The 25,526-nt window shown below is 45.2% G+C and carries 27 protein-coding genes; 2 read left to right on the forward strand and 25 right to left on the reverse strand.

Features of this window, described 5'->3' with window-relative positions:
• Positions 1–439 precede the first annotated feature (439 nt).
• A complete protein-coding gene (locus ACK5MF_RS13065) occupies positions 440–703 on the reverse strand; it encodes a YfcL family protein (RefSeq protein WP_416922892.1) in 264 nt (87 codons plus the stop codon).
• A 53-nt stretch (positions 704–756) separates the two neighbouring features.
• Positions 757–1,287 carry an elongation factor P hydroxylase gene (locus tag ACK5MF_RS13070; RefSeq protein ID WP_416922894.1) on the reverse strand — a complete coding sequence of 177 codons (531 nt, stop codon included), beginning with the start codon at positions 1,285–1,287 and terminating at the stop codon, positions 757–759.
• Between the two features lie 282 nt (positions 1,288–1,569).
• On the opposite strand from ACK5MF_RS13070, the gene ACK5MF_RS13075 reads away from it, so the two are divergent.
• Entirely contained in the window at positions 1,570–2,193 is a 624-nt protein-coding gene (locus ACK5MF_RS13075; protein ID WP_416922896.1) for a trimeric intracellular cation channel family protein, read from the forward strand.
• Between the two features lie 87 nt (positions 2,194–2,280).
• Here ACK5MF_RS13075 and aroC read toward each other — a convergent pair whose 3' ends face one another.
• Both aroC and prmB read right to left on the reverse strand, forming a co-directional pair.
• The gene (gene aroC / locus ACK5MF_RS13080; protein WP_416922898.1) at positions 2,281–3,366 is read right to left on the reverse strand and encodes a chorismate synthase; all 1,086 of its coding nucleotides are present in this window, start codon (positions 3,364–3,366) and stop codon (positions 2,281–2,283) included.
• 191 nt (positions 3,367–3,557) lie between these two features.
• On the reverse strand, positions 3,558–4,490 hold the full coding sequence (prmB, locus tag ACK5MF_RS13085) for a 50S ribosomal protein L3 N(5)-glutamine methyltransferase (protein ID WP_416922900.1): 933 nt from the start codon (positions 4,488–4,490) through the stop codon (positions 3,558–3,560).
• A 63-nt stretch (positions 4,491–4,553) separates the two neighbouring features.
• Here prmB and smrB point away from each other — a divergent pair, with 63 nt between their 5' ends.
• Positions 4,554–5,108: an endonuclease SmrB gene (gene smrB / locus ACK5MF_RS13090; RefSeq protein WP_416922902.1), complete on the forward strand. Its 555-nt coding sequence runs from the start codon at positions 4,554–4,556 to the stop codon at positions 5,106–5,108.
• Positions 5,109–5,130: 22 nt separating this feature from the next.
• On the opposite strand, the gene flhB is transcribed toward smrB, so the two are convergent.
• The 21 genes from flhB to fliD form a co-directional block, all read right to left on the reverse strand.
• A complete protein-coding gene (gene flhB, locus ACK5MF_RS13095) occupies positions 5,131–6,261 on the reverse strand; it encodes a flagellar biosynthesis protein FlhB (protein ID WP_416922904.1) in 1,131 nt (376 codons plus the stop codon).
• Positions 6,262–6,284: 23 nt separating this feature from the next.
• Positions 6,285–7,067: a flagellar biosynthetic protein FliR gene (fliR, locus tag ACK5MF_RS13100; protein WP_416922906.1), complete on the reverse strand. Its 783-nt coding sequence runs from the start codon at positions 7,065–7,067 to the stop codon at positions 6,285–6,287.
• A gap of 8 nt (positions 7,068–7,075) precedes the next feature.
• Positions 7,076–7,345: a flagellar biosynthesis protein FliQ gene (gene fliQ / locus ACK5MF_RS13105; RefSeq protein WP_416922908.1), complete on the reverse strand. Its 270-nt coding sequence runs from the start codon at positions 7,343–7,345 to the stop codon at positions 7,076–7,078.
• 12 nt (positions 7,346–7,357) lie between these two features.
• Positions 7,358–8,257 (reverse strand): flagellar type III secretion system pore protein FliP, encoded by a 900-nt coding sequence (gene fliP, locus ACK5MF_RS13110; RefSeq protein WP_416922910.1) that lies wholly within the window; start codon positions 8,255–8,257, stop codon positions 7,358–7,360.
• Complete coding sequence (gene fliO, locus ACK5MF_RS13115; RefSeq protein ID WP_416922912.1) at positions 8,235–8,624, reverse strand: flagellar biosynthetic protein FliO; 390 nt, start codon at positions 8,622–8,624, stop codon at positions 8,235–8,237. The genes fliP and fliO overlap by 23 nt, the downstream gene beginning before the upstream one ends.
• Positions 8,625–8,628: 4 nt before the next feature.
• Positions 8,629–9,039 carry a flagellar motor switch protein FliN gene (gene fliN / locus ACK5MF_RS13120; RefSeq protein WP_416922914.1) on the reverse strand — a complete coding sequence of 137 codons (411 nt, stop codon included), beginning with the start codon at positions 9,037–9,039 and terminating at the stop codon, positions 8,629–8,631.
• A gap of 17 nt (positions 9,040–9,056) precedes the next feature.
• Positions 9,057–10,118: a flagellar motor switch protein FliM gene (gene fliM, locus ACK5MF_RS13125; protein ID WP_416922916.1), complete on the reverse strand. Its 1,062-nt coding sequence runs from the start codon at positions 10,116–10,118 to the stop codon at positions 9,057–9,059.
• A gap of 7 nt (positions 10,119–10,125) precedes the next feature.
• Positions 10,126–10,620, reverse strand: a complete 495-nt coding sequence (gene fliL / locus ACK5MF_RS13130; RefSeq protein WP_416922917.1) for a flagellar basal body-associated protein FliL — start codon at positions 10,618–10,620, stop codon at positions 10,126–10,128.
• Between the two features lie 43 nt (positions 10,621–10,663).
• The gene (locus ACK5MF_RS13135; protein WP_416922919.1) at positions 10,664–12,202 is read right to left on the reverse strand and encodes a flagellar hook-length control protein FliK; all 1,539 of its coding nucleotides are present in this window, start codon (positions 12,200–12,202) and stop codon (positions 10,664–10,666) included.
• A 192-nt stretch (positions 12,203–12,394) separates the two neighbouring features.
• A complete protein-coding gene (gene fliJ / locus ACK5MF_RS13140; RefSeq protein ID WP_416922921.1) occupies positions 12,395–12,841 on the reverse strand; it encodes a flagellar export protein FliJ in 447 nt (148 codons plus the stop codon).
• A 7-nt stretch (positions 12,842–12,848) separates the two neighbouring features.
• Positions 12,849–14,171, reverse strand: coding sequence for a flagellar protein export ATPase FliI (gene fliI, locus ACK5MF_RS13145; RefSeq protein ID WP_416922923.1), 1,323 nt, complete (start codon positions 14,169–14,171; stop codon positions 12,849–12,851).
• Positions 14,171–14,974, reverse strand: a complete 804-nt coding sequence (fliH, locus tag ACK5MF_RS13150) for a flagellar assembly protein FliH (RefSeq protein WP_416922925.1) — start codon at positions 14,972–14,974, stop codon at positions 14,171–14,173. Before fliH ends, fliI begins: the two co-directional genes overlap by 1 nt.
• Positions 14,975–15,121: 147 nt before the next feature.
• Positions 15,122–16,174 (reverse strand): flagellar motor switch protein FliG, encoded by a 1,053-nt coding sequence (fliG, locus tag ACK5MF_RS13155; RefSeq protein ID WP_416922927.1) that lies wholly within the window; start codon positions 16,172–16,174, stop codon positions 15,122–15,124.
• Complete coding sequence (fliF, locus tag ACK5MF_RS13160) at positions 16,167–17,915, reverse strand: flagellar basal-body MS-ring/collar protein FliF (protein ID WP_416922929.1); 1,749 nt, start codon at positions 17,913–17,915, stop codon at positions 16,167–16,169. Before fliF ends, fliG begins: the two co-directional genes overlap by 8 nt.
• A 14-nt stretch (positions 17,916–17,929) precedes the next feature.
• Positions 17,930–18,241: a flagellar hook-basal body complex protein FliE gene (fliE, locus tag ACK5MF_RS13165; RefSeq protein WP_165311993.1), complete on the reverse strand. Its 312-nt coding sequence runs from the start codon at positions 18,239–18,241 to the stop codon at positions 17,930–17,932.
• Positions 18,242–18,328: 87 nt separating this feature from the next.
• Positions 18,329–19,738, reverse strand: coding sequence for a sigma-54-dependent transcriptional regulator (locus ACK5MF_RS13170; RefSeq protein WP_416922981.1), 1,410 nt, complete (start codon positions 19,736–19,738; stop codon positions 18,329–18,331).
• 2 nt (positions 19,739–19,740) lie between these two features.
• On the reverse strand, positions 19,741–20,793 hold the full coding sequence (locus ACK5MF_RS13175) for a sensor histidine kinase (protein ID WP_416922931.1): 1,053 nt from the start codon (positions 20,791–20,793) through the stop codon (positions 19,741–19,743).
• Positions 20,794–21,104: 311 nt separating this feature from the next.
• The gene (locus ACK5MF_RS13180) at positions 21,105–22,568 is read right to left on the reverse strand and encodes a sigma-54 dependent transcriptional regulator (RefSeq protein WP_416922933.1); all 1,464 of its coding nucleotides are present in this window, start codon (positions 22,566–22,568) and stop codon (positions 21,105–21,107) included.
• A gap of 231 nt (positions 22,569–22,799) precedes the next feature.
• On the reverse strand, positions 22,800–23,210 hold the full coding sequence (gene fliS / locus ACK5MF_RS13185) for a flagellar export chaperone FliS (RefSeq protein ID WP_416922935.1): 411 nt from the start codon (positions 23,208–23,210) through the stop codon (positions 22,800–22,802).
• 11 nt (positions 23,211–23,221) lie between these two features.
• On the reverse strand, positions 23,222–23,527 hold the full coding sequence (locus ACK5MF_RS13190; protein ID WP_416922937.1) for a flagellar protein FliT: 306 nt from the start codon (positions 23,525–23,527) through the stop codon (positions 23,222–23,224).
• Between the two features lie 4 nt (positions 23,528–23,531).
• Complete coding sequence (gene fliD / locus ACK5MF_RS13195) at positions 23,532–25,520, reverse strand: flagellar filament capping protein FliD (RefSeq protein WP_416922939.1); 1,989 nt, start codon at positions 25,518–25,520, stop codon at positions 23,532–23,534.
• Between the last annotated feature and the right edge of the window lie 6 nt (positions 25,521–25,526).

The following is a 25,526-nucleotide window of genomic DNA, read 5'->3' on the forward strand; positions in this document are numbered from 1 at the left end:
AGATATCCCACCCTCAATCACAGTATTGGTCTGACTAAGTATTGGGCTTTGCGCTATTTTGGACGCTTACCCACCAGTACCGCCGAAACAGATTACGGTTAGTTGTGTACATCTAACTTCCTATGGCTTCCTTCAGACCCCACCGTTAGCCCGTGACGCCCTTGCCATTCGGATTGTCTTCCCCTTAGTCAGGGTGACTCCACTTTCTTTCAAGTGGACGGGTTTGCCAGCTTTGCTGGGCAAACAAAATAGCAGCGTTATCGCTGCCATCTTTGCTTTGTTGCTTTCTATACTCAAACTACTTGAAGTTGCAGATAGGCGGTAAGTGAGTGAATCCCCATGACCACAGATTACCATGCGTGATTGGGGTGAGCGAGCGCGGCCCCCATACCAAAACATAAAGCGCTGCAATTTCAAGTAGGAAGAGTATATTTATGCTTTACGCTTGGTTTGCTAACTCGTTCCATAAATCAGCAACAATCATGCGGTCTGCCGGAGACAACTCAGTGCGAGCCTCTTCCAAGCTTTTTTCAATGCGAGCTTTTAGTTCCGAGATATCTTCAATACCGTCTTCTTCACACGCCGCCGCAGACAGAGAGATATGGCCGCGTAGATAGCCACCAGCAAACAGTTCATCATCAGACGCTGTCGCAATACGTGCATCAATCAGTTGTAAAAGTTTTTCTTCAAATTCAATAATCATGTCTATCAATGCCTAGTTATCTGGTTTTCTCGCTGCCGTTTAATTACGAGAATCTATTTAATCTCAAACTGTTCGGCAGTTAATTCTGCTGTCTGATAAAACAACTGTAACGCCTGTGAAAGCATCTTCACTCGTTCAGGTAGCCCATGTCGCAAAATACTCAATACTTCTTGATGAACTTTTGCCATGAATGCCAGACGATCTGGTTCAAAATCGCCGCTAAGGTTGTCACAACTCACCGTAAAAGGAAACCCTGCACTGCGCGACAATATCCACTCGTAAGCTTGAGGACGAATCTCGACTTTCTCAAACTCCGCCTGAACTTGCTCTGAACGACCATCGGGATGATACCAGTAACCAAAATCCTCGAGTAAACGCCGCTCAGGCCCCGCAACACACCAGTGCGCAATCTCATGCAAAGCAGAAGCATAGAAGCCTCGAGCGAAGATAATTCTATGGTGAGCCACCGTTTCATCTGCGGGTAGGTAGATAGGCTCATCCCCGCCTAATTCTAGCTTGGTGTTAAACGACTGAAAAAAAGTCTGGTTAAAGATGTCGATCAAATCAGTGTATTGGTGAGACATAACAACTTTGTCTTAATGGGCAATGTTTTAATGGGCAATGTTTAATAAATGGCCAATATTTAATAAATGGACAGCAGCTGCATTTTCGCGGCTTTTTGCCCTGAGGTAAAGTGTAGGAAATGACCTATTAACTTTATTTATCTGTCAAGTTGTTGTATTTATCTGTCAAACTGCTGTCAAAATATCAAAAAGTGGTCGTACTCTGATAAATCTGAGACTACACTGCGCACCTTTCTTCGCTCCCATGCTCATCATCCAACAATCATTGATAGGTCTAAGACTATGCTGCTTAGCATTTTGTATATTATCGGAATTACCGCAGAGGCCATGACAGGAGCCCTGAGTGCTGGACGCAAAAAAATGGATTGGTTTGGCGTTATGTTAGTATCGAGTGCAACTGCCATAGGTGGCGGTACAGTACGTGATATTCTTTTAGGGCACTACCCGCTAGGCTGGGTTAAAAATCCTGAATATTTAGTCATAACCTGCGTTGCTGGTGTAGTGACAACCGGTATTTACCCGTGGGTAATCAAACTTAAAGGGCTTTTCATCCGCTTGGACGCTCTGGGGCTAATTGTGTTCAGTATTATCGGCACCAAAGTAGCAATGAGCATGGGACTGCACGAAGTTATTTGTGTCGTCGCGGCGTTAGTTACAGGGGTATTCGGCGGCTTATTGCGCGATCTTATCTGTCGTCAGCAACCGCTAGTTCTGCATGATGAACTGTATGCCTCTGTCGCACTTATCGCTTCGGTACTCTATTTAACACTATTAAAATTTGGCGTGAATGACGTGAGCAGTACTATCATCACTTTGATCGTTGGCTACCTAATGCGTATGGCGGCAGTAAGGTTCAAATGGCGTCTGCCTTCATTTCACCTTGAAAGTGAAAGCACTATTCACTGATGCCAGTTAGCACTATTCATTAGTTCTATATTCGAGACCAAAGATAACGCCCTCACATGAGGGCGTTTGTCACTGATACATCTGAAACTAGATGTGTGGCGTCTCTGTGGTCACTCCGTGGTTTTGACCGCGATGACGTAACAGATGATCCATCAACACAATGGCTAGCATAGCTTCAGCAATTGGCACTGCGCGAATACCAACGCATGGATCATGACGACCTTTGGTAATCAGCTGAGTAGCCTCACCAGTACGGGTAATGGTATCTCCCGATACCGTAATGCTCGATGTTGGTTTAAGGGCAATATTTGCCACAATATCTTGACCAGTTGAAATGCCACCCAAGATACCACCAGCATGATTACTTCTGAAACCTTCAGGAGTCAGTGGATCGCGGTGCTCACTACCCCGTTGATTCACTACATCAAAGCCATCACCGATTTCAACACCTTTCACCGCGTTAATGCTCATCAATGCATGCGCAATGTCCGCATCTAAACGGTCAAATACCGGCTCGCCTAATCCAACAGGAAGGTTGGTGGCGACCACCTGAATTTTGGCACCGATAGAGTCGCCTTCTTTTTTCAGGTCACGGATAAGCTGGTCAAACGCATCGACTTTATCGACATCTGGACAGAAGAAAGCGTTGTTTTCGATTTCATTCCAATCGACTTTATCAATCGAGATGTCACCCATTTGTGATAAATAAGCACGAATATCAACCCCAAACTCTTGCTTAAGGTATTTCTTCGCAATACCACCAGCAGCCACACGCATTGCCGTTTCACGAGCCGATGAACGACCACCGCCACGATAATCGCGGATACCATATTTCTGATGGTAGGTATAATCGGCATGCCCAGGACGAAATTTATCTTTGATCTCGGAATAGTCTTTTGAACGCTGATCGGTGTTTTCAATCAGTAATCCGATAGACGTGCCTGTGGTTTTGCCTTCAAAAACCCCGGAAAGAATTTTCACTTCATCTGGTTCACGACGCGCAGTGGTATAACGCGATGTGCCCGGACGACGGCGATCGAGATCGAATTGTAAATCCGCCTCACTAATTTCTAGTCCCGGAGGACATCCGTCTACGATACATCCTAGTGCGATACCGTGACTTTCTCCGAATGTGGTTACTCGGAAATGTTGTCCGATACTGTTTCCTGCCATTACTTCCTCAAAATAGTGCGCTGAAAGTCGTAACGAACCACTTCCAACGTACTGATAGCTATTCTTCGTGAATTCATAGTGGCTTTATTACGTTTTGATGTAAAGCCCTTAACCGCATCAATTTAGACAAAAATAATCAGCCGAAAACGAAAACGCCGACACTAAGGTCGGCGCTTGGCGAGTGTTCGAAACTAATCGACGTAAAGCGTAAAGTCTTGCGCGCAGTCCAACAATTGTTGGCGTGTTAACATGAATACGCCATGACCGCCGTTTTCAAACTCTAACCAGGTAAACGGAATATGTGGATACTGCTCCATCATATGAATCATGGAGTTACCCACTTCACAAATCAGGATACCGTTTTCTGACAAGTAACGGGGCGCGTTGGCAAGAATACGGCGCGCCAGTTTCAAGCCATCGGTGCCGGCAGCAAGACCCAAAGCAGGTTCATGCTTGAACTCTTCAGGCAAGCTGTCCATATCTTCCTGATCCACATACGGTGGGTTAGTGACAATAATGTCGTATTGTGACTCTGGTAAATCACGGAACAGATCAGAACGAATTGGGAACACTTGCTGCTCAAGACCATGATCCTGAATATTTTGTTCTGCTACCGCTAAGGCGTCGGTTGAAATATCAATCGCGTCCACTTCCGCTTCAGGGAATGCGTACGCACAAGCAACCGCAATACAACCGCTACCAGTGCAGAGATCCATAATGCGAGTAGGTTCTTCAACTAGCCAGGGCGAAAATTGCGCTTGAATCAGTTCACCGATTGGCGAGCGCGGAACAAGTACACGCTCATCAACAAAAAACTCTAAACCACAAAACCAGGCTTTATTGGTTAAATAAGCGGTCGGAGTACGCTCTTTAATACGTGCAATAACACGCTCAACAACACGTAAACGCTCACTAGACGTCAAACGAGAGTTCAAAGCATGAGGAGGCACATCAATGGGTAGATATAGGGTTGGCAGTACAAGTTGCACCGCTTCGTCCCACGCATTATCCGTTCCATGACCATAAAATAAATTGGCTGCATTAAAACGGCTAACCGTCCAACGAATCATGTCCTGAAGGGTGTGAAGTTCCGAAACGGCTTCTTCTACAAAAATCTTATCCAAAATTGCCTCCAAAAAGCGCTACAATACTGCGAAAATTGATTAGTTATAAATTATCCAATCCTAATGAGCAAAAAAGACACCGATTTCAACGACCATGATTATTTAGACGCTGACGACGATTTTGCAATGTTTCGCGATGCAGTAAAGGGCGTAAAAAAGTTAACGCAGGATACCATAGTCCAGCAGCCAAACAGAAATGCTAAACAAAAAGAAATCATCAAAGGTTCACGTGAAGCAAGCGACAGTCATTTTTATTTCTCTGACGAGTTCGTGCCACGACTCAGCGAAGAAGGCCCAACGCGCTACGCTCGTGACGATGTTTCTAAATATGAAGTAAAGAAACTGCGCCGGGGTATCTATATACCGGATGTGTTCTTAGATATGCATGGGATGACTCAACAAGAAGCTAAGCGTGAGCTGGGAGCGATGATCGCATACTGCGTAAAAGAAAATGTTCACACGGCTTGTGTACAGCACGGCATCGGCAAACATATTCTGAAGCAGAAAGTGCCGCTATGGCTCGCTCAGCACCCTGACGTAATGGCCTTCCATCAGGCACCGTTAGAGTTTGGCGGTGATGGCGCGCTGCTGGTTTTGATTTCTATCCCTGAAAAGTAATCACATTGAGGTTTCCATCCCGCTAATAACGCATATCCGGTGGAATTGGTATCTTCTCTTCTTGCAGTATCGGACGCTGACCACCTTTACGACGATATTGTTTAAGCTGGAAGATGTACGCCAGAACCTGTGCCACAGCAACGAACAAACCGTCTGGAATTTCCTGCTCTAACTCCGTAGTGTGGTAAAGCGCACGCGCTAAAGGCGGAGCCGGAACAATCATGATGTTGTGCTCTCGTGCCACTTCACGAATTTTCAGAGCGATATGGTCAACACCTTTGGCGACCACAACGGGAGCTCTATCGGTGTTTTGCTTATATCGCAATGCTACAGAGAAGTGATCCGGGTTGGTGATGATAACGTCAGCCTGAGGTACTTCTGCCATCATACGGCGCTGAGCAGCCTCACGTTGCAGCATTCGGATACGACCTTTAACTTCAGGTTTACCTTCCGTATCTTTGTATTCATCTTTCACTTCTTGTTTGGTCATTTTCAGTTGATTGGCGTGTTGCCAAATCTGGAAAGGAATATCAATCGCCACAACCACCAGCAATGAGCAGCTAATCAGCAGCACGAAGTTAAGCAATATATCCAGTGCATGGAAAATATTCTGCGGGAATACATCTAAACTGAGCTGAAATAAATCGTGCTTTGATTTATTGATCAAAGCAAAGGCGACACCAGCAACGAGAGATACTTTCATTATGGACTTAACAAGCTCAACCCAGCTTTGCAAACCAAACATTCGCTTGAAACCACTAAGCGGATTCAATTTCGAAAATTTTGGCATTGCCGCTTCCATCGAGAAGTTCAGACCACCGATACCTGCCGCACCGATAAAAGCAGCAATGAACAGCGTAATCAGCACCAGCAAAAGAGGAAGAATCAGATTAACTAAAGCAGATGAAGCAATATCGAACAGTTTTTCGAGATCAAAAATTTCCTCCCGACTCAAACTGAACAGACGCCGCATTGAGGCAAAAAGCCCGCTTGCTAACGCCTCTCCGAACCACATCAGAGATACAGCACCCACCACTAATACTGATACAGAAGCCAGCTCCTTCGAACGCGCAACCTGACCTTTTTCTCTTGCCTGTTGCAGCCTTCGGGGCGTGGCTTCTTCGGTCCTTTCTTGACCGTCTGATTCTGCCAACTCAGTCTCCTACAGCGATAAAGCTAACAATCTAATCGGATAAGGCTGCAAACCTGTTGCTCGCCTTGTAACCAATAAAGTTCATAGTGAGTGTACAGTCCGCTGATGATAAACCAACAAAGTAGCAAGCCGACCATCAACGCAAATGCAAAACCCAATGAGAAAATATTTAATTGAGGTGCAGCACGGGTCATCACACCAAACGATAAGTTCACCGTCAGCAAGGCAATGATACCCGACAGGGACATACTCAGCGCCACTTTAAATATAGTACTGAACCATAGCGCCAATTGTTGAAAATCAACGCTAGTTAAGCCTTGCCCACCAATTGGCAGGCTTTTAAAGCTGAACGCCAGTAACTGAATCATCTTTAAATGACCATCACTGGCAAGAAAAAACATAGTGGCTAAAAACATAAATAGCTGACCAAGCAACGGCGTGTTCTGACCATTGGCAGGGTCTACCATAGAGGCAAAACCTAGACTCGACTGCATACCCAGTATTTGACCGAGCATAACAAAGGTCTGGATAATAAACTGTGTCACCATTCCCATAGATACTCCTATCAGCAACTGTTCCAGTGTGATCATAAAACCCTGAAGTGACAGTAGTGGGATATCATCGGGTACGGCGGGAATAGCAGGCATAAGCGCAAAGGTTAAGGCTAAACCAAAATAGAGCCGGATACGCGCAGAAACGAATCGAGCGCCCGTTACCGTCATCACCATCAACATGGCTGAAATGCGAACATATGGCCAAAAATAGTTGGCGATAAAATCAAGGACGACGGTGGCTGGGTACTCCATACTGGCTCCTAATACAGAACCTGAGGCAGGCGTTCAATCATGGAATAAAAGAAGTCCATCTGCATTTGCACCATCCAGTGGGCAAATGCCATCAGAGCCAGCAGTGTGACGATAAGACGCGGTAAAAAGCTCAACGTCTGTTCGTTGATGGATGTCGCAGCCTGGAAGATTGCAACGATCAAACCCACCAGCAAACTAGGGATAATGATGGCACACACCATGATGAGTACCATCCATAATGCATCACGGAAGAGTTCGACAAATACCTCTGGAGTCATGATTCCCCCTCGCTACAATGCAAAGCTGCCGGCGAGCGTGGACAGAATCAAGTTCCATCCATCAACCAACACGAACAACATCAATTTAAATGGCAGCGATACGATCATCGGCGACAACATCATCATACCCATCGCCATTAACACCGAAGCCACCACAAGGTCGATAATCAAAAATGGCAAAAACAGCATAAAACCACTCTGGAATGCCGTCTTTAACTCAGAAGTAATGAATGCCGGAATCAACACTGCCATGGAAACATCTTCTGGGTTCTGTGCATCTGAACCTGAGATGTTAACAAAGGTTTCCAAATCTTTGACACGAGTCTGCTTGAGCATAAAGTCTTTCATCGGAATTTGCGCCGTATCAAACGCCTCTCTCGCGGTCATTTGTTCATTAAGATAAGGTTGTACCGCTTCTTCATTAATCTTATTAATCACCGGAGACATAATAAAGAAGGTCAAAAATATCGCGATACCAATGATGACTTGGTTAGATGGCGTTTGTTGCAAACCCATTGCCTGTCGAAGTATCGACATCACCACTACGATTCGGGTAAATGAAGTCATCAAAATAACCATGGCAGGCAAAAAGCCCAACATGGTCATTAAAGCTAATATTTGTAAGTTGACCGAATAATCTTCGCTACCATCAGGATTGGTGGTCATGGTAAAAGCCGGAATTCCAGCACCACCAGTGCTGCTACCCATCGCAACAGTACGCGAAGCACCCTGTTCTTGTTGCATTGAGGTTACCGTGACATTTTGTGCACCGGCGGCATTAGAAGATACAGGGGTTTCCAGCTCTTGTTGCGCGTAAGCTAACGGAGTAAAAACTAAAGCACTCACCCAAAAAACCAACGTTAGGTGAGTCCAAACATTGCGCAACACATCAAACAGGTGTGTTTTTATCATTCTTTTTTAGTAGCTGAGTCAAAGTGTTAGAAAAAGGTACCGACTCTCGCTCCTCCTGAGTCAATGGAGTTTCCAATTTGGAGATCAAATTCACTGACTGAGATGTAACGCCAATCAGAAATTGTTCCTCTCCTGCTTGCACTATCATCAAACGCTCTTTGGTGCCTAGCGGGAGTTGGCGCACAATGCTCAAACCTTTTTGCTGACCAAATGCAGGAACTCGCATCCGTTTAAGTAACCAGGCCATACCAATGATGATGGCTATAACGAACAATAGCGACCCTAATGTAGTCGCTATATCGAACTGATCGCTTTGCGCTGCAAACGCAGGGCTGGTAACCAAAAATAACATTATGAAATAACGCATAATGTTATCTCAATTTCTTAATACGTTCTGTTTGACTGATGACGTCGGTTAAACGAATACCGAATTTGTCGTTGACCACCACCACTTCACCATGCGCAATCAAAGTGCCATTAACCATGACATCTAATGACTCACCAGCAATACGGTCAAGCTCCACAACAGAACCCTGGTTAAGTTGCAGTAAGTTACGGATACTGATTTTAGAACGCCCGACTTCCATTGAAATAGTCACGGGAATATCCATGATGGTATCAAGCTTACGACGTTCATCATCCGTGATGGGTGAATTGGTGTCTTTTAACTCTTCCAAAGGTGCCGCTAAAATTTCATCAACATCTATATCCGGCGCGCTCGGATCTTCGCCAAGGGCTGCTGCCCACTCATCTGCAAGCTTTTGATCATCTGACTTTGACATCTAGGCTACCTATTTTATTAATCAATCAACTCTTCGTCGTCTTCATCTTCCTCGTCATCTAACTCAGCAATAATGTCTTTGCCAAGAAATGCGAGGTCAGTTTTGACCACATCAGGACGTCTAATTTTTTCTGAAATCTGAACTGCCAATTTTTCACCAGAACGTCCCATTTTGACGCGATAGGTTGGCAATTCTTCAACAAACATAACGGCGTGTTCAGGCATTTTAATTGGGATAATATCTCCGGCCTGAAGTTCCATAAGATCGCGTAACGCGATATCTTGCTCTAATAAGTTAACGCGGAAGTTAACTGGCACATCCATGATCTCTTCGCGCAATGCCGAACTCCAACGAACGTCGGTTTCCATTTTGTCCGACTGAACACCCGCATCAAGAAGTTCGCGAATAGGTTCTACCATAGAGTAAGGCATCACCACGTGAAAATCACCGCCGCCACCATCAACTTCAATATGGAATGAACTGACGACAATCACTTCTGTCGGGCTGACAATGTTCGCCATACTTGGGTTCACTTCTGAATCCAGGTACTCAAATTCTACCCCCATCACCGGAGACCATGCTTCTTTGTAATCACCAAAGACGATTTTAAGCAGTAACTGAGTAACACGACGCTCAGTAGGTGTAAATTCACGCCCTTCGATACGAGCATGATAGCGTCCATCACCGCCAAAGAAGTTTTCTACCAAGATAAAAACCAGACGCGCTTCCATGGTGACAAGAGCCGTACCTTTAAGTGGACGGAAACGAACCATGTTCAAACTAGTAGGAACATAAAGGGTGTTTTGATATTCACCGAACTTCATCATTTGCACGCCGTTGATCGACACTTCAGCGGTTTTTCGCAACATGTTGAATAAGCTGATACGCATATGACGGGCAAAACGCTCGTTGATCAACTCAAGAGTCGGCATTCGACCACGAACAATACGATCTTGTGACGAGAAATCGAACGAGATAGCACTCTCATCCGCAGCGTCGAGATTTTCTTCTACTTCGTCAACGCTATCAACCCCGTGGAGTAGCGCATCAATTTCGTCTTGGCTTAATAGATCGGTCACTCTTCACCTACTGCATTACAAAATCAGTAAACAACACACGTTCAATGACAGGCTTACCGACCACTTTCGTCATCACTGCTTTTATGTCGTCGGTCGCTTTATCACGTAATTCAGTACGCCCTGTTGCTTCTCGTAATTGCTCAACCGTTGCCGAAGCAAAGGTTGCCAGCAATGTGCTTTCAATCAAAGGAGAGTGATAACGAGCTAAGTTATCGTTATCACTGCCTCTAACCATAAGCTGCACTTTAATTTGCACAACGCGGTTACGGCTATCACCGGTCACGTTAAATACGAATGGCTGAGCGATGTCTACATAAGAAACAGGATCGACCTGATTTTCAGTCTGGTTAACACTCACGTCGCTCTTTTGAGCTGACTCACCTGACCCCATAAAAAAGAAGGCTGCACCACCACCTAGTAACAACACAACCACAGCAATAATGATGATCAGTAACTTCTTCTTTCCTTTTGATTGTTCTGAGGGGAGTTCTTCAACAGCCATAACGTTCTCTATGTTGTTATTTTTTAATTAAGATTTATATAGTTTAAGCGTAATAACTGATTCCATCACGCTTTGCTGCCACATTCAAATCAAGTTTGACGTTTGTATCAAGATTTTCTTCACTTTGTAGATGGTCACCGCTCACTGATTGAGCACCAGAACCATCCCCACTTGCCGCATAACGCTGTTGCTGGCCAGAACTTTGTTGCTGAACTGAGGTATCACCCAATTGGACACCTTGGTTATTCAACATTTCGCGCAGTCGCGGCATTGATTGTTCTAACGCATCACGAGCCTGTTGGTTTGCCACCGTAAAGTGTACTGTCGCACCATCCCCATTCATGTTCATACGAATATGCATACGTCCCAGCTCAGGTGGATCCAATCGAATATCAATGTTTTTCAAATTTTTAGACAGCATAACTTGCACACGTTCGGCCATCTGCTCCGCAGCCATATCACCGCGAGATAACTGCAAAGGCATATTCTGTTGAGCCACTTGCAGCGGCTCACTGCGTAAAGCTTGAGGGCTGTTTAATCCCTGCTGACCCATCGCGGCGGAAAGCTGTTGCGCAAGAGGCGAATCTGCCGAACCTTCCGCTCGTTTATTGCCTCCCATCAGAGAGCTTAATGCTTTTGCCCCAAGCCCAGCTTGGAGTGCCGCCTGATTGCCTGTCGGTTCAATCTGGTTTGCCATAGTGCTGGTTAACAGAGGATTAGCTTGAGCACTAGCAGCTTGCTGTAACGGCACTTGTGCTTCTAAATGTTGAGGCTGTTGAGATTGCGAAGCTTGTAGAGATTGTACCAACATCGCTTTATCAGCTTGACTCAACACAGTCTGAGGCGTTTGCGTTGCGTGCGCTGCATTTTTGGCGACTATTTTGCCATCTTGTTCATTAGCGATATAAGCTGCCTCTTCTGCTACTTGCGCTTTGTCGCTCTTTACTCCCCACGCAATCGCGGCGGGTGCTGTTGTCATTGATGCTTGTTGGTTTAACTCTTGGTTTTCACCATTTGCGTCATCTAACTTATTCGGTTGAGCCGTCTGCTGTGTCACGACTTGTTGTTGCACATAAGGGAGTATTGCATCCGCCTGCTCTGACTGAAGCTCTTCACCTTTATCAAGAGGCAAAGCTTTGCCATTACCGTTCAGCGTTTGGTTTGCCTCTTGCAAACGACCTAACAGCTTGTCGCCATCGTCCATCGCTTTTACTGCTTTGGCTTGCAAATCCGCATCTTCATCTTGCTCAGATTGAACAAATTGTTTTAGGTTTTCCGGGATTTCAGCAATCTCATCGTCCGACACAACGTCCGCTTTAGCTGTTGCTTCATCATCTTTAACTAACAACTCGTCAACACTAGTGGCTTCGACGTCTGCGCTAACCATTGATTTAGTGTCTGTTGCTACGGTCGCACTATCACTAGCCGAAGGTTCACTTTTACCCAACAGTAACGAAACCAGTTTGTCTAAAAAGCCTTTGGACTCGCCACTTTCACCACTCACCAAATCTTGCGATAACGAAGACTTAGTTACGTTGGTGACTTTAGGAGACTCTACTGCCGAAGTTAAATTGACATTCATAAACAGCTCACTCGCTTTAATCACTGCAAACCTTTGCCGCTTAGAACTTGAAGCGTCCATTAACAAAGGGTTGCGAATCTATTCGCATTAAAATTATATAGATAACTGCAAAAAGCGAGCCAACCGGTTATTTAGCTATCAGTCAATATTAAACTAAATCGTCAATATTAAACTAAAACGGCTAACATCGGACTAAAGCGAGTTAGTCCGGCGACGATTAAAACTGAGCGTTGAAAACTCATCCATCATTTTCTGTTCACGTTTTTCCTGTAAACGTAGACGCTCAGTCTGTTTTTTTTCAATCAACCATTCATAAGATCGACGTTGCTTACGAACGTCTAGCCAGTAAGCTTCGCAACTCTCGACCTGAGATTTAAAGTGTTGCTCAGCCTGGCGCTGCTTAGATAAGGTTTCATCAAGCTGAGTTAAGAAACGATTCAAGTGTCCGTACTGACTGGCCGTTAACCCTGCTTGACCCCGTGTAACCAATTGCTGACAATAATCCAAACGATACTGCTCAATCTGCTTAAGCTGTTGATAGTAACCTTCAAGTTCGCTACGTGCTTTCCCTAGCGCTATCACGGCTTTATCTTCTTTGCTTTTTGCCTGTTCAAGCAGGAATTCAAGAGCGTTATCCATTTAGTCACTACCCCACATTGAGCACATTTTTTAACATACTGACACACATGTCATAAGGCACTGACTCTTTCATGGTTTGCTGTAAAAAAACATCGAGTTTGGGTTTCAACGTAAAGGCACTATCAATCGCGGGATCAGTTCCCGGCTTATAAGCACCAATAGAAACCAAATCTTGGTTTTTACGACAAGTCGATAGTATCTGACGCACTGCCTTTGACATCAAAATATGCTCGTCAGTGGTAATTTGTGGCATGACACGACTGACGGATTTCTCAACATCAATCGCTGGATAATGACCAGCATCTGCCATTTCACGAGACAACACAATGTGACCATCGAGAATTGCTCGTGAAGCATCGGCAATAGGATCTTGTAAATCATCGCCTTCGGTTAAAACGGTAAAGAATGCGGTGATCGATCCCTGATGAGGACCACCGTTACCCGCCCGTTCAACCAGCGCAGGTAGCTTAGCAAACACCGACGGTGGATAGCCTTTGGTTGCCGGTGGTTCACCCACTGACAAGGCTATTTCACGTTGAGCTTGCGCAAAACGAGTTAATGAGTCCATCAATAGTAATACATCCAAACCTTGGTCACGGAAGTATTCCGCAATCGTCAGCGCAGTTTGACACCCTTTTAAACGCATTAGTGGTGATGAGTCCGCAGGCGCTGCAACAACCACAGAACGTTGTCTGCCATCAACCCCTAAAATTTCTTCAATAAATTCTTTTACTTCGCGACCACGTTCACCGATAAGTCCCACCACCACGACCTGAGCCGTGGTACCTCGGGTCATCATGCCCAAGGTCACCGATTTACCGACACCAGAACCGGCAAACAAACCAATACGCTGACCTTTACCCACCGTCAAAAGACCGTTAATGGCTTTGATGCCAACATCCAGTGGCTCACTGATCGGCTTACGTGCCAACGGATTTATAGGCTCTGCGCTAAATGAGGCTTTTTGGTCGGTATAAATCGGCCCTAACCCATCGAGAGGCGTTCCCACACCGTCAATAACGCGACCAAGCAGTTCCATACCAACAGGTAAACCGGTTTCTTCTGTCAACGGGGTCACTTTTGCTCCCGGGAGCACACCAGTGATTTGCTCACTCGGCATTAAAAACAGGCGATCACCAGAGAAACCAACCACTTCAGCCTCCATTGAACCTGACATGGTCTCAACATTACACAAACTACCTATAGGTGCACGGCACCCTGTGGCTTCCAGCGTAAGTCCAACCACACGTACCAATTTGCCTGACGCAATCGGCCGGCTTGTAAGTCCGTGAACCTTATATTGTGATAGTCTGTCAGCCAGTTGAAGCATTATTCATGACCCTGTTGATGACGGTTGGTACCACAAAAGCTTTGCAACACATTACGCACCCGTTCTTCCATACGGTAATTGACACTCGATTCACCCGCTTCAATTTGCACATCGCCCCGACTTAACGCCGGTTCACTGACTAATGTCCAATTGCGCGTATCCAGTTCCTTTTCACCATAGGCTTGCTTGATAATGTCGCAGTCTGCTGGGTGCAATTTTAGAGTAATGGCATGACCCGCTATAGGCAGTGCTTCCACAGAAGTCTTCACTGTATCAAGAATGATTTGTGGATTGGTATTAACCTCGACATGCACCACCTCTTTGACCAGTGAAAGCACCATATCCACCAGTTGCTTTTCAACTTGAGCATTCATCAATTCAAGCGGTTGTGCGAACTGGTTCGCCAAACTCATGAAGACTTGCACATGCTCTTGAATAATTTGCTGCCCAGCTTGTAAACCCTCTTCGTTACCGGATTGAAAGCCTTCTTCCTGACCGACTTTATGACCCGCTTCCTGACCTAGCTGAAAGCCTTCTTGATAACCTTCCGCTTTACCTTGTTCAAGACCTTCGTGATAAGCCGTCTGTTTGATTAATTCAATTTCTTCTTCAGTAAGGGCAACCGGTTCTTCTGCTTCAGGCTCATCGAAATTTGGCATCCAGCTCGGATCATAGTTGAGCGCTGTCTGCTTAGCACCTTTATGAGATTCAGACGTGTAGTCCGGCAGACCCCACTTTTTCGCCTGTTCAACCGTTTCATCAGAATCGAGGCGGATAAAACCGCGCTTTCTTTCACCTGACATCATATTTCCTATCTAAAGATAAAAAAGGCCGGCTGATTAAGCTGGCCTTATGGGCTGTTATCTTGTCTGAACAACAGTCCTAAATTGAAAAGACCTGTTTTTACAAAACCGATATTTTAATTAATGGTATTTCAACAACCATTAGGTTTATAAGAACTCGTCTGCGCCACCACCTAGAACTAGCTCGCCGTTATCAGCCATACGTCGTGCAATAGCCAAGATCTCTTTCTGCGCCGTTTCCACATCAGAAACTTTAATTGGTGGCATTGCCTCCAAGTCATCTTTCATCAGTTCAGCAGCACGTTTTGACATGTTCTTGAAGATCTTATCACGTAGCATATCGTCAGCACCTTTCAGTGCTTTCTGCAGAACATCTTGTGGAACATCGCGCAGCAATTTCTGAATGCTCTGATCGTCCACTTCCACCAAATTCTCGAAGACGAACATCAGGTCTTGAATTTGAGTAGCCAAATCTTCGTCCTGGTCGCGTAACTGATCCATAAGAGCACCCTCGATGTTGTTGTCGAGGTAGTTCATAATATTTGCCGCTGCTTTTAAGCCACCAATTTTCGCCGCTTGAGCACCCGCTTGACCTGCGAACTGTTTCTCCATGATTTCGTTAAGTTCTGCCAGTGCCGATGGTTGAACTTCTTCAAGGTTAGCAATACGCATCATTAAATCGAGACGGTCACGTTCTGCAAACTGGGCTAAAATCTCCGCCGACTGGTCTGGATCTAAGTAAGACAACACGATGGTTTGAATTTGTGGGTGTTCGTTGACAATAATGCTCGCGACTTGACGCGGATCCATCCATTTCAATGAATCGAGACCTTTCGAGCCGGTACCTAATAAAATCTGATCAACAAGGTTATTGGCCTTATCTTCACCAAGAGCCGTGACGAGCGCTTTACGCATGAAGTCTTCACTGCCCATGCCGATATTGGTGTATTTCTGAATATCTTCCAAAAACGCACGGTGTACCGCCGTTACTTTGCCATGACTCAAGTCTTTTACTCGCGCCATGGCACTACCTACACGTTGAACCTGCTTAGGCTCAAGGTGACGAATAATCGCCGCTGCATCCGCTTCGTTAAGACTCAGCAGCAAAATCGCCGCACGTTCCTCACCGGGAATTTCTGCAATTTCTTTTTCTAACTCAGTCAGCTCACGGCTATTTTGTTTTGCAATTTCATTAGGCATCGTTAGTCACCCAGTTCTTCACTACCTGAGCTGCTAGCTCTGGCTCGTTAGCCACTAGAGCACGTACTGCTTTGAGTACATCCTCATCTTTATGTAAGTTAGGTAAGTCAATGCCTGAGCCAAACTCGAACAATTCACCACCGTCAATATCACTACCAATTAGGCTGGTTTCCCCATCAATACCGATAGGTAAACCATCTGGTCCGTATAGTTGATCATCATCGTCTGCGGCTGGGTTAAGCAGTTTCTTCATTGCCGGACGAACAAGAACCAGTACGATAACCATGATAACCAAAGCACTTGCTAACCAACGAATCCAATCATTGAAGTTCGGGTGTTCCCAGATTGGCACATCAGCAATGGTTGCAACTTCTGGTTCAGCAAAATTCATGCTTAATACATTGAGTAAGTCACCACGGCTTTCGCTATACCCCACAGCGCCAACCAGTACCTGACGAATCGCTTGTAGTTCACTGTCACTGACAGGCGTATATGTCACTTCACCGGTTTCAGGATTGACTTGGCTACGGTTTTTCACTGCAACCGCCACGGTTTGACGATTAACGACACCAGTTTGACGGCGCTCATGGCTGATCGTGGTATCCAACTCAAAATTACGTGTTGCTTCTTTGTGAACAGAGCCCTGCCCCATCAGCGAACCATCTTTCATTTGCGCCACATCTTGCGGGATTGACGCATCCGCAGGTGGTTGATTACTCAACGCGCCCGGTACACCGGCAACCACATTACCGTTGTTGTAATCTTCTAGGGTGTATTCACTACGAGTTGAGGGAGTATTTGGGTCGAAACGCTTACGAGTTTGTTCAATCGCGCTGAAGTCAAGTTCAACGTCTACTTGAGCGGTGTAATTACCCAAACCTAAAATTGGAATCAATACTGAGTCAATTTTTTCTCGTAAGCTTTGTTCGTTCTTACGTTCCGCTTCCTGCTCTTTACGACGGGCAGCCGTCACTGGATCTTGAGAGCCTGAGCTTAGAAGGCGACCATGTTGGTCGGTCACGGTTACACGTGTCGGTTTCATACCTGGAACCGCACTGGCGACCATGTCGACGATTGAATCGACTTCTTCTTGTTTTAGATCGGTACCGGTACGCAGCGTCAAAAATACCGAAGCAGAAGCCTCTTGATTCTGGCGTACAAACACACTTTGTTTTGGCAGAGCAAGCAGGACACGTGCTTTGTTCACTTGGCGCATCTCTTCAATGCCTTTTGCAAGCTGGAGCTCCCGGCTGAGTTTCAAACGCTCTTGCTCAAGACGTTGCGAAACACCGAACCCCATATCTTGCAATAAAATATCATCGCCCGCTTGACGCTCTTGATTCATACCCGCACGAACCATGTTCAGTTTTAGGCTGTTGTAGTCGGATGTCGGCACCAAAATCGTGTTTCCATCTAACTTATAGTCTTGCTTTTGTTGATCCAGATAATCAAGGACAGGAATAAGCTCTTGGGTTTCGTAAGCCCCCAATGGACGCATTTCTGGTTCTTTAACCCAGAAAAACAGCATTACGATCAAAGCGACACAGATAGAGATAGAGAGAACTAGAACGACTTGGCGTAGTAAATCCAAGTCCCCCATAGAGAAGTCCATTTTTGACGAGCTTTTTTCTTCAGCGTCTAAGTTTTGCGTGTCCATGTCGATATCAGATCTCGACATCAGAGCATGTTCACCCGCGCCATTGCTTAAAGTAAGATCGGTTGTTTGCTTATTATCAGCCACAATTCACACCTTTATTAAACGGGCATGTTCATCAGTTCTTTGTACGCATCAACAAGCTTGTTGCGTACCTGAATAGTGGCTTCAAATGCCACACTCGATTTATTACGAGCAATCATGACATCGGAAAGAGACACATCTTCATCACCTCGGTCAAAGCGCATTTGCAAGTCACTTGAGGTTTTCTGTAAACCATTTACGTTGTTGATAGCTTGTGACAGCATATCGCCAAAATCAGCGCCAATTTTTTGTCCTGTTGGCGCAGGGCGGGAATTGGCAGCTTCTACCATCATCGCCTGCATTTCGCTTTGTAAACCGTTTATATTCATTACTACCTCAAAAGCCAGAACTTTGACTAAACTTCATCTCTGTTCAGTAATGCAGCAATTAGTGTGCCACTCTGAAACAAGGCTGATTTAGCCCGGAATGTCCATACCGGCATCACGCATTTTTGCTAGCTTATAGCGCAAGGTACGTGGGCTAATACCTAACTTCTCAGCCATCTCTTTGCGACGACCATTACACTCGACTAGCGTTTCCATAATGATGGCGAACTCTTGATCACGTAGCTCTCCCCCCAGACCAGCACTGCTATTGGCGATTTTGGCTACATCCACCTGAGCAACGGGTTTGATTTCTGGTGTTACGACCATTTCGCCACCTTCAACCAACGCCTGCAAACTCGACGCATCTTGCCAATCCAAACCTTCGAGCAAAATATGCTCTTGATCGATATGGCCATGCTCACTCAGGATCAGGGCACGTTGTACCACGTTGTCCAACTCACGCACGTTACCGGGCCAAGAATAAACGTTCAGCTTAGCTATCGCAGAGGCTGACAATTTAGGCACAGGCATCCCCAACTTTTTGCAGTTGCGCTCGACTAAGTGATTAGCCAACGGTTCGATATCCGCTTTACGGTCTTTCAGAGCTGGCCAAGAGATTGGGAAAACATTCAGACGGTAGTACAAGTCTTCACGGAAGTTACCTTCTTGCACATATTGTTTCAGATCACGGTTACTGGTAGCCAAAACACGCACGTCCAGTTTAATGCTTTTACGGCTGCCTAGACGCTCGACTTCACGCTCTTGCAGCACACGCAACAACTTAGCTTGAAGGTTTAAATCCATCTCACTGATTTCATCTAGCAAGATAGTCCCCCCCTGAGCCTGTTCAAACTTCCCCGGGCACGCTTGTACCGCGCCCGTAAACGCGCCTTTTTCGTAACCAAAAAGTGTGGCTTCAAGCATATTATCAGGGATAGCTGCACAGTTGATGGCGATAAAAGGACCATCTTTGCGCAATGACCCATTATGAATGTAGCGAGACATTACCTCTTTACCAGAACCACTTGGACCTAAGATCATCACGTTGGCATCGGTTTTCGCTACTTTATCAGCCAGCGCAAGCAGCTTAAGACTTTTCTCATCAGCGACAACCGCATCACCATTATCGTCTGACTTTACCGGTGCATAACGACTCACCATATTCAACAGAACTTCTGGTGCAAATGGCTTAGCCATGTAGTCAATGGCACCGTCTTTCATCGCAGAAACGGCATCCTCGATATTGGCATAAGCGGTCATTAGCAGCACAGGCAGATTTGGCCAATGCTGTTTAATGTTGCGCAGTAGAGCAAGGCCACCCATGCCGCCCATTTGCACGTCCGAAACCACAATATCCACCGAATTGTTTTTGAGTTTTACCAAAGCATCTTCAGCACTATCCGCTTCCAACCATTCATATCCGGCAAGCGCTAAAGTGTCCACTAAGGCTTCACGTAGGCCTTCATCATCTTCAACGATTAAGACTTTGCTTTGTGCCATCATCATTCTCCAGTTTCTCTATGAGTGGGGTCAGTTTGATTTTGTAAAGGAATACAAACGGTAAAACACGCCCCATCCCCCTGTTCTGAAATCAGTTCCAATCGTCCGTCGTGTGCTCGGCAAACCATTTGTACCACCGCGAGACCTAACCCCGTCCCCTGAGAACGAGTGGTAAAGAACGGTTCCATGATCTTACTTTGCAACTCTAAAGGCACGCCGGGACCATTGTCTTGAACGGAAATTTTTAGCTCTCCATTTACAGGTCTGAAGAAGACGTCAATTTGTGCTTCTTTGCCAGCAATTTGGATCGCATTCATCACTAAATTACTTAATGCTGAAGCTATTGCATTTGCATTGCCCAGCAGCATTGTCTCTTGCTCTTCCACTTCGAGACAAAAATCAATGTGGTTATTTTTCAATGCAGTTTCCACCATAGGAGAAAACTCTGCGACCAGATCAGCAATTGAAAAAGGTTTAACCACTTTGTTGTCACCACCTTTAGCAAACAACAACATATCATTGACTTGTTTTTCCAAGTCATACAATCGATCCATCAATTTACTTTGAAAGCGCTCACGAGTTGTCGTGGGTAAATTGGGTGCTCCAAGATTAGAAGCATAGAGCATGGCACTGGATAACGGGGTTCTCACTTGGTGAGCAAGTGAAGCCACCATGCGCCCTAAAGACGATAAACGTTGCAAATCACTCACTCGAGCCTGTAACAAACGCGTTTCGGTTAAATCCGTAATTAAAATTAATTGGCCTGTATTGGACGCAGAAATGGCCAAACGAACCTTGCGACCATTGCGCAGTGAGATTTCATGACCGTCATCTTCACGCGGTGCAAAGGCAATTTGAATGATCGAGTACCAACGCTCGCCCAATAGCGGAATATCCAAGATTCGCTGTGCTTCTGGGTTGGCTTCGCGTACAACGCCTTGGGTATCCAGCAAAATCACACCTGCCGGCATGACATCAAGAACCTGTTTATAACGTTCTACTTGGTCTTCTAATGAATCTAAATGTGAATGCTGCTCTTGCACTTGGTCTACCATCGTCGAGAATCTGCCGTCAAATACAACAATAGCCTGTCATGCAAAATGCATGCCAGGCTATTTAATTTATTTTTCAACAAGTTAGTTCAATGACAATAAATTGACTCATACTATCCTAGATAAAAATATGATCAAATTGAACATCGGTGGAACAGCAAATGGCTATCGAACGCAAACACGCCCTTATTTTTTATAAGAGCGACCTTCCATGGGGCTCCGTCGAGCCATCCATGGCTCGAAGGGTTTGCTTATCGACACCCATTCACTGATCAGAAAGTTTTTCTGAATGGTATCACTCAACTTATCATTGATTAACGCTGCATATTGTATTTACGCATCTTCTCAACCAGGGTGGTTCTGCGCATACCTAGCATATCTGCGGCGCGTGCAACGACACCGCTCTGCGCTTCTAACGCTTGGTTAATCAGACTTACTTCCAGGTCAGCCAATAGCTCTTTCAGATTAACCCCTTCTGGTGGTAAAGCTTGCGGCACATCCACATCAGAAAAGTTATCTCTATCCTCCATGCAAAAATCTTCGGAGAATATACTGTCCAAAGCATCACGCTCCTGATCTTCCACAGAACTAAAACGACTTGGCTCAGGTTGAAACTCAGGAATATCGCTATAACGATACTTAGTAGGCAGATGGTTTACATCCACTAGGCTGTTTGGGTATAGGATAACCATACGCTCAACGAGGTTTGCTAGTTCACGTACGTTACCAGGCCAATCATGTTCCATCAGGGAGTTGATTGCTCTGGGTGTATAACAGATAGGCTGAGCCCCTTCCGCTTCCATACGAGTCATTAATTCTCGTAGCAACAGAGGAATGTCTTCTTTGCGCTCTTTAAGCGAAGGCATTTCGATTGGAAAAACATTGAGGCGATAATACAGGTCTTCACGGAAACGCTGTTCGTCAATCATGCTTTCCAAATTACGATGTGTCGCAGCAATAATTCGCACATTCGCTTTAATAGTGCTGTTGCCGCCAACACGTTCAAAGCAACGCTCCTGCAGCACACGCAGCAATTTAACCTGCATCGCCATCGGCATGTCACCGATTTCATCGAGGAACAATGTACCGCCTTCAGCCAGTTCAAAGCGACCTTTACGAGCAGTGATGGCTCCAGTAAATGCACCCTTTTCGTGACCAAACAGTTCACTTTCCAATAGATCGGCAGGAATTGCACCACAGTTAATCGGTACAAATGGCCCACTTCTACGCGGTGAATGGTAATGAATGTTTCTTGCGACAACTTCTTTACCGGTCCCCGACTCACCTAAGATCAATACGTTAGCTTCTGTAGCAGAAACTTGTTCAATCAAATGGCGAACTTCTTGGATACCGTTACTCTGCCCGACTAAGCTGCGAAATAAGGTATTCTTACGATCAGAGGCAACAACGTTAATGCCCTGACGACCTAAAAACGCTTTACAGTGACGAAGAGCTTCACTTAATTGTTGATAGTTGAGCGGGAACTCCAACTCACCCACAAACTGAGGAAATTCTTCCAAAGAATAAGGCTGTTTATCGGCCAATAAAAGCGGAATGTGATTTGCGCTGGCCAGCACTGCAGATAATGATTCTGATAACTTGCGATCTTTCAACGACCCAAGAATGCATCCTGTCCACGTTGCCGACCAATTAATTTGATCAGCCAGCGAAGACTCAATTACCTCACACTGCTCTCCTACAAATTCTAATATGATACTGAGATTAAGACGAACTGACGGGTCGTCTTCAATCACAAGCAATTTTGTTAAACCTTGCATAGGTGAGAATATTTGCCTTCAATCTGGAAAGTTGGATGTTTTACACAATAAAATCGTTATTCATCTGAATTAGTCTTTTAAGTAGCGCTAAATATACGATAGTCAATTTGTAAAAATCAGCAACAAAAAAAGCCATTAGGCTATCTAATGGCTTCTATTTTATGTGATAAAAAAAATAAGGCAACCAAGCAATTAGGAGGTGTGAGCTCTGTTAAAACTTTCAGAGTTAACTTACAAACCTACGTCATTTGATGTCAGATTATGGTATTCCGCAGGAATTTGATCCCAAGCCGATTTAATTTCACGAATAATATCGATAACATCATCCACAATTTGTGGATCGTTTTGATGGTTCGCAGCCGCAATTTGCGTGATCATAAATTCATACAACTGATCGAGGTTCTGTGCAATATCGCCACCGTCATCCATTGATAAGCAGCTACGTAAGCTAATAATGATATCCAAAGCTTTGCCGAAGCGCTCGCCTTTAACAGGGATATTGCCCTGTAGCATTGCTGCCTTGCCTTGAATCAAACGTTCAATCGCGCCAGCCATTAACATCTGTACAATTTTATGCGGTGAGGCCGCACTTAGCTGGCTATCCACTGATACTTTTTTGTACGCCTGCAAAGAACCACGCATAGTCTTCCTCTTTATAAAAACTTTTTGTATTGCTGAACTGATTTATTACCGTGACGGAATTTCTGTAAATTTTTACCGATTAGCAGGATTTTTGACTGCATCAGTTCAACAAGTTGTTGTGTATCTTTAATTGCCTCTTGCCAATGTTGAGTGCGCCCTAATGCTGGATTTTCTGACACTTGAGTCAATAGCACCTGCAACAGTCGCTCTCTAATATCGACAAGTTGAATAACTTCTTCAATATCTATATCGTCAGGTGCCAATAAATCTTTAATTTGATTATCAACATCACTGAGTTCTTTCAATTGCTCTTCCATCATATTAGCCTAGAGCATTCATCATCCCAGCTAACTGAGACTGCATTTTACCTGTGACATCTTGCATTGCAGAAAACTTGTCAAAAGTACGTTTCTCCAAGCTATCCATTCTGCGATCGAGGGCTTCTTGGTCATCATTAAGACGGTAATTTCGCTCTGTAAGTGTCTTCTCACGGTTACGAATAACACCAGTAACACCCGTCATACCTTGAATAGCATCTTCAACTTTTTTCGCAAAGCCTTGATTACCACCAAAAAAGTCGCCCAGTTTAGTGAAGTTGTTATTTAATTGACGATCGAGCATATCATAATTGATTTCCATCGTCCCTTGGCGTGTGGTGGTAATCCCAAATTCCGTCAAGCTTTGTAACGTTTCAGGGGCCTGCTCTATTTTGCTAGAAAATACCGACTTCAGACGAGAATCAGCACTGCGAACCACACTATCTCCAGCCAGAGGACCAGCCTCCCCCGTCCGAGGATCAACCCCCGAAAGTTCTTTGGCGACCTGATAAAACTGGTTATATGCGTTCACGAATTGCTCAATATCTTGACGAACACTGTTTCGGTCGTATTGGATATCAATTTCAGTAGGCTGCTGATTTCGGTCAGTCTTACCTTTTAAAGTTAAGTCGACACCTTCAATCGCATTTTCAATCACATTGTTTTTGCTTGATAGTTTGGCAACACCATCGAGCATAACCAATGAGTCTTGCGCCGCTTGCACCTCTGTCATACCGGTATAGGCATCAAACGAATCTTGCGCCGCTTTCAGTTGGTCGTTCACCGATTCAACTTTCTCGAGTAATTCGCGCTCTTCTGCAGTCAGCTTGGCACGTTCAAGCGCTTTAGCTTCGTCCGGTGTCATGTCGCCATTTTGCACCGCAGAACGAATATTTGCTTTCTCTTGCGCCAATTTGCGATCAAGCGCTTCTTGCGCTTCTTTTGGGGTCACATAGGAATCAACCAGAGTCCCTGACGCGGTATTTGTCCAACCCGGAACGTCTTTGGATTTATCTATCGCTTTATCATCAAGTTCTGCTTCAGGCTCATAGTAAGAATCGAGCAAAGTACCGGATGCCGTTTCTGTCCAACCAGGAATACGCTCTTCTGGTTTCAAGTATTTGTTAGCATCGGCCCCTGCTTTTGCCGCAGCTTTCACCGCAGAATCGGACAGTTCATTGCTATCGCCAACAGGTTGATTACTGTCTTGCGCCACTTGCTGAACTTGAGCGGCAACGGATTCATCGATTTCTCTCGCCGCATTGCCAATTTTTTCCGCCACTTTAGCGGCAACTTTTTGCTGCTCAGGGGTGAGAGGGGCAATCAATTGCTGTGCTGAAGATCGCGCCTTTTCAAGATCTTTTACACGGTCTTCTAATGTTTTGTATTCGAGAGATTTAAGAGCATCTCCCTCCTGAGCTTGTGCCGAGATCGTGACTCGGTTTTCTTCACCAGAAAGGTTAGATGCAACGATTAAACGCGGACCGTCCACATCGTTGATGACCGACGCACGGACGCCTGGGTTACTTTTTTCACCGTTAATACCGCGAACAATATCGATAAGTTTGGACTGGGGTTTTACTTCAACATTAAAGCTTTTGTTACCCAAAGAAATTTGCAGCTTACCCGGGCCAAATTTTGCGTCTTGTGGAAGCACGTTCGACGCAATTTTATGGCTTTGGGCAAGCTGCAACACATCTACTGAGTATTTACCAGCAATGGCATCAGTGGTTGCTGTCGCGACAACAGATTTATCATCAGAAGTATCCACAGAACGAACTGCAAATGCTTTCTCCTGACGAAAACTCGCCATCAGATTTTTCATCGTATCCAACGACTCTCTGAGTCGACCATAGGCACTAATACTGGTATCAATACCAACGCGCTCATTGTCAATTCGTTGCTGTTTGGGAACACGCTCTGAATTAACAATTTTGCTGACCATTGAATTGATATCAAAGCCAGTGTTCATACCCATTGGGCCTAAACTCATTCAACC

The organism is Vibrio sp., assembly GCF_047973365.1.
Lineage (GTDB): Bacteria > Pseudomonadota > Gammaproteobacteria > Enterobacterales > Vibrionaceae > Vibrio.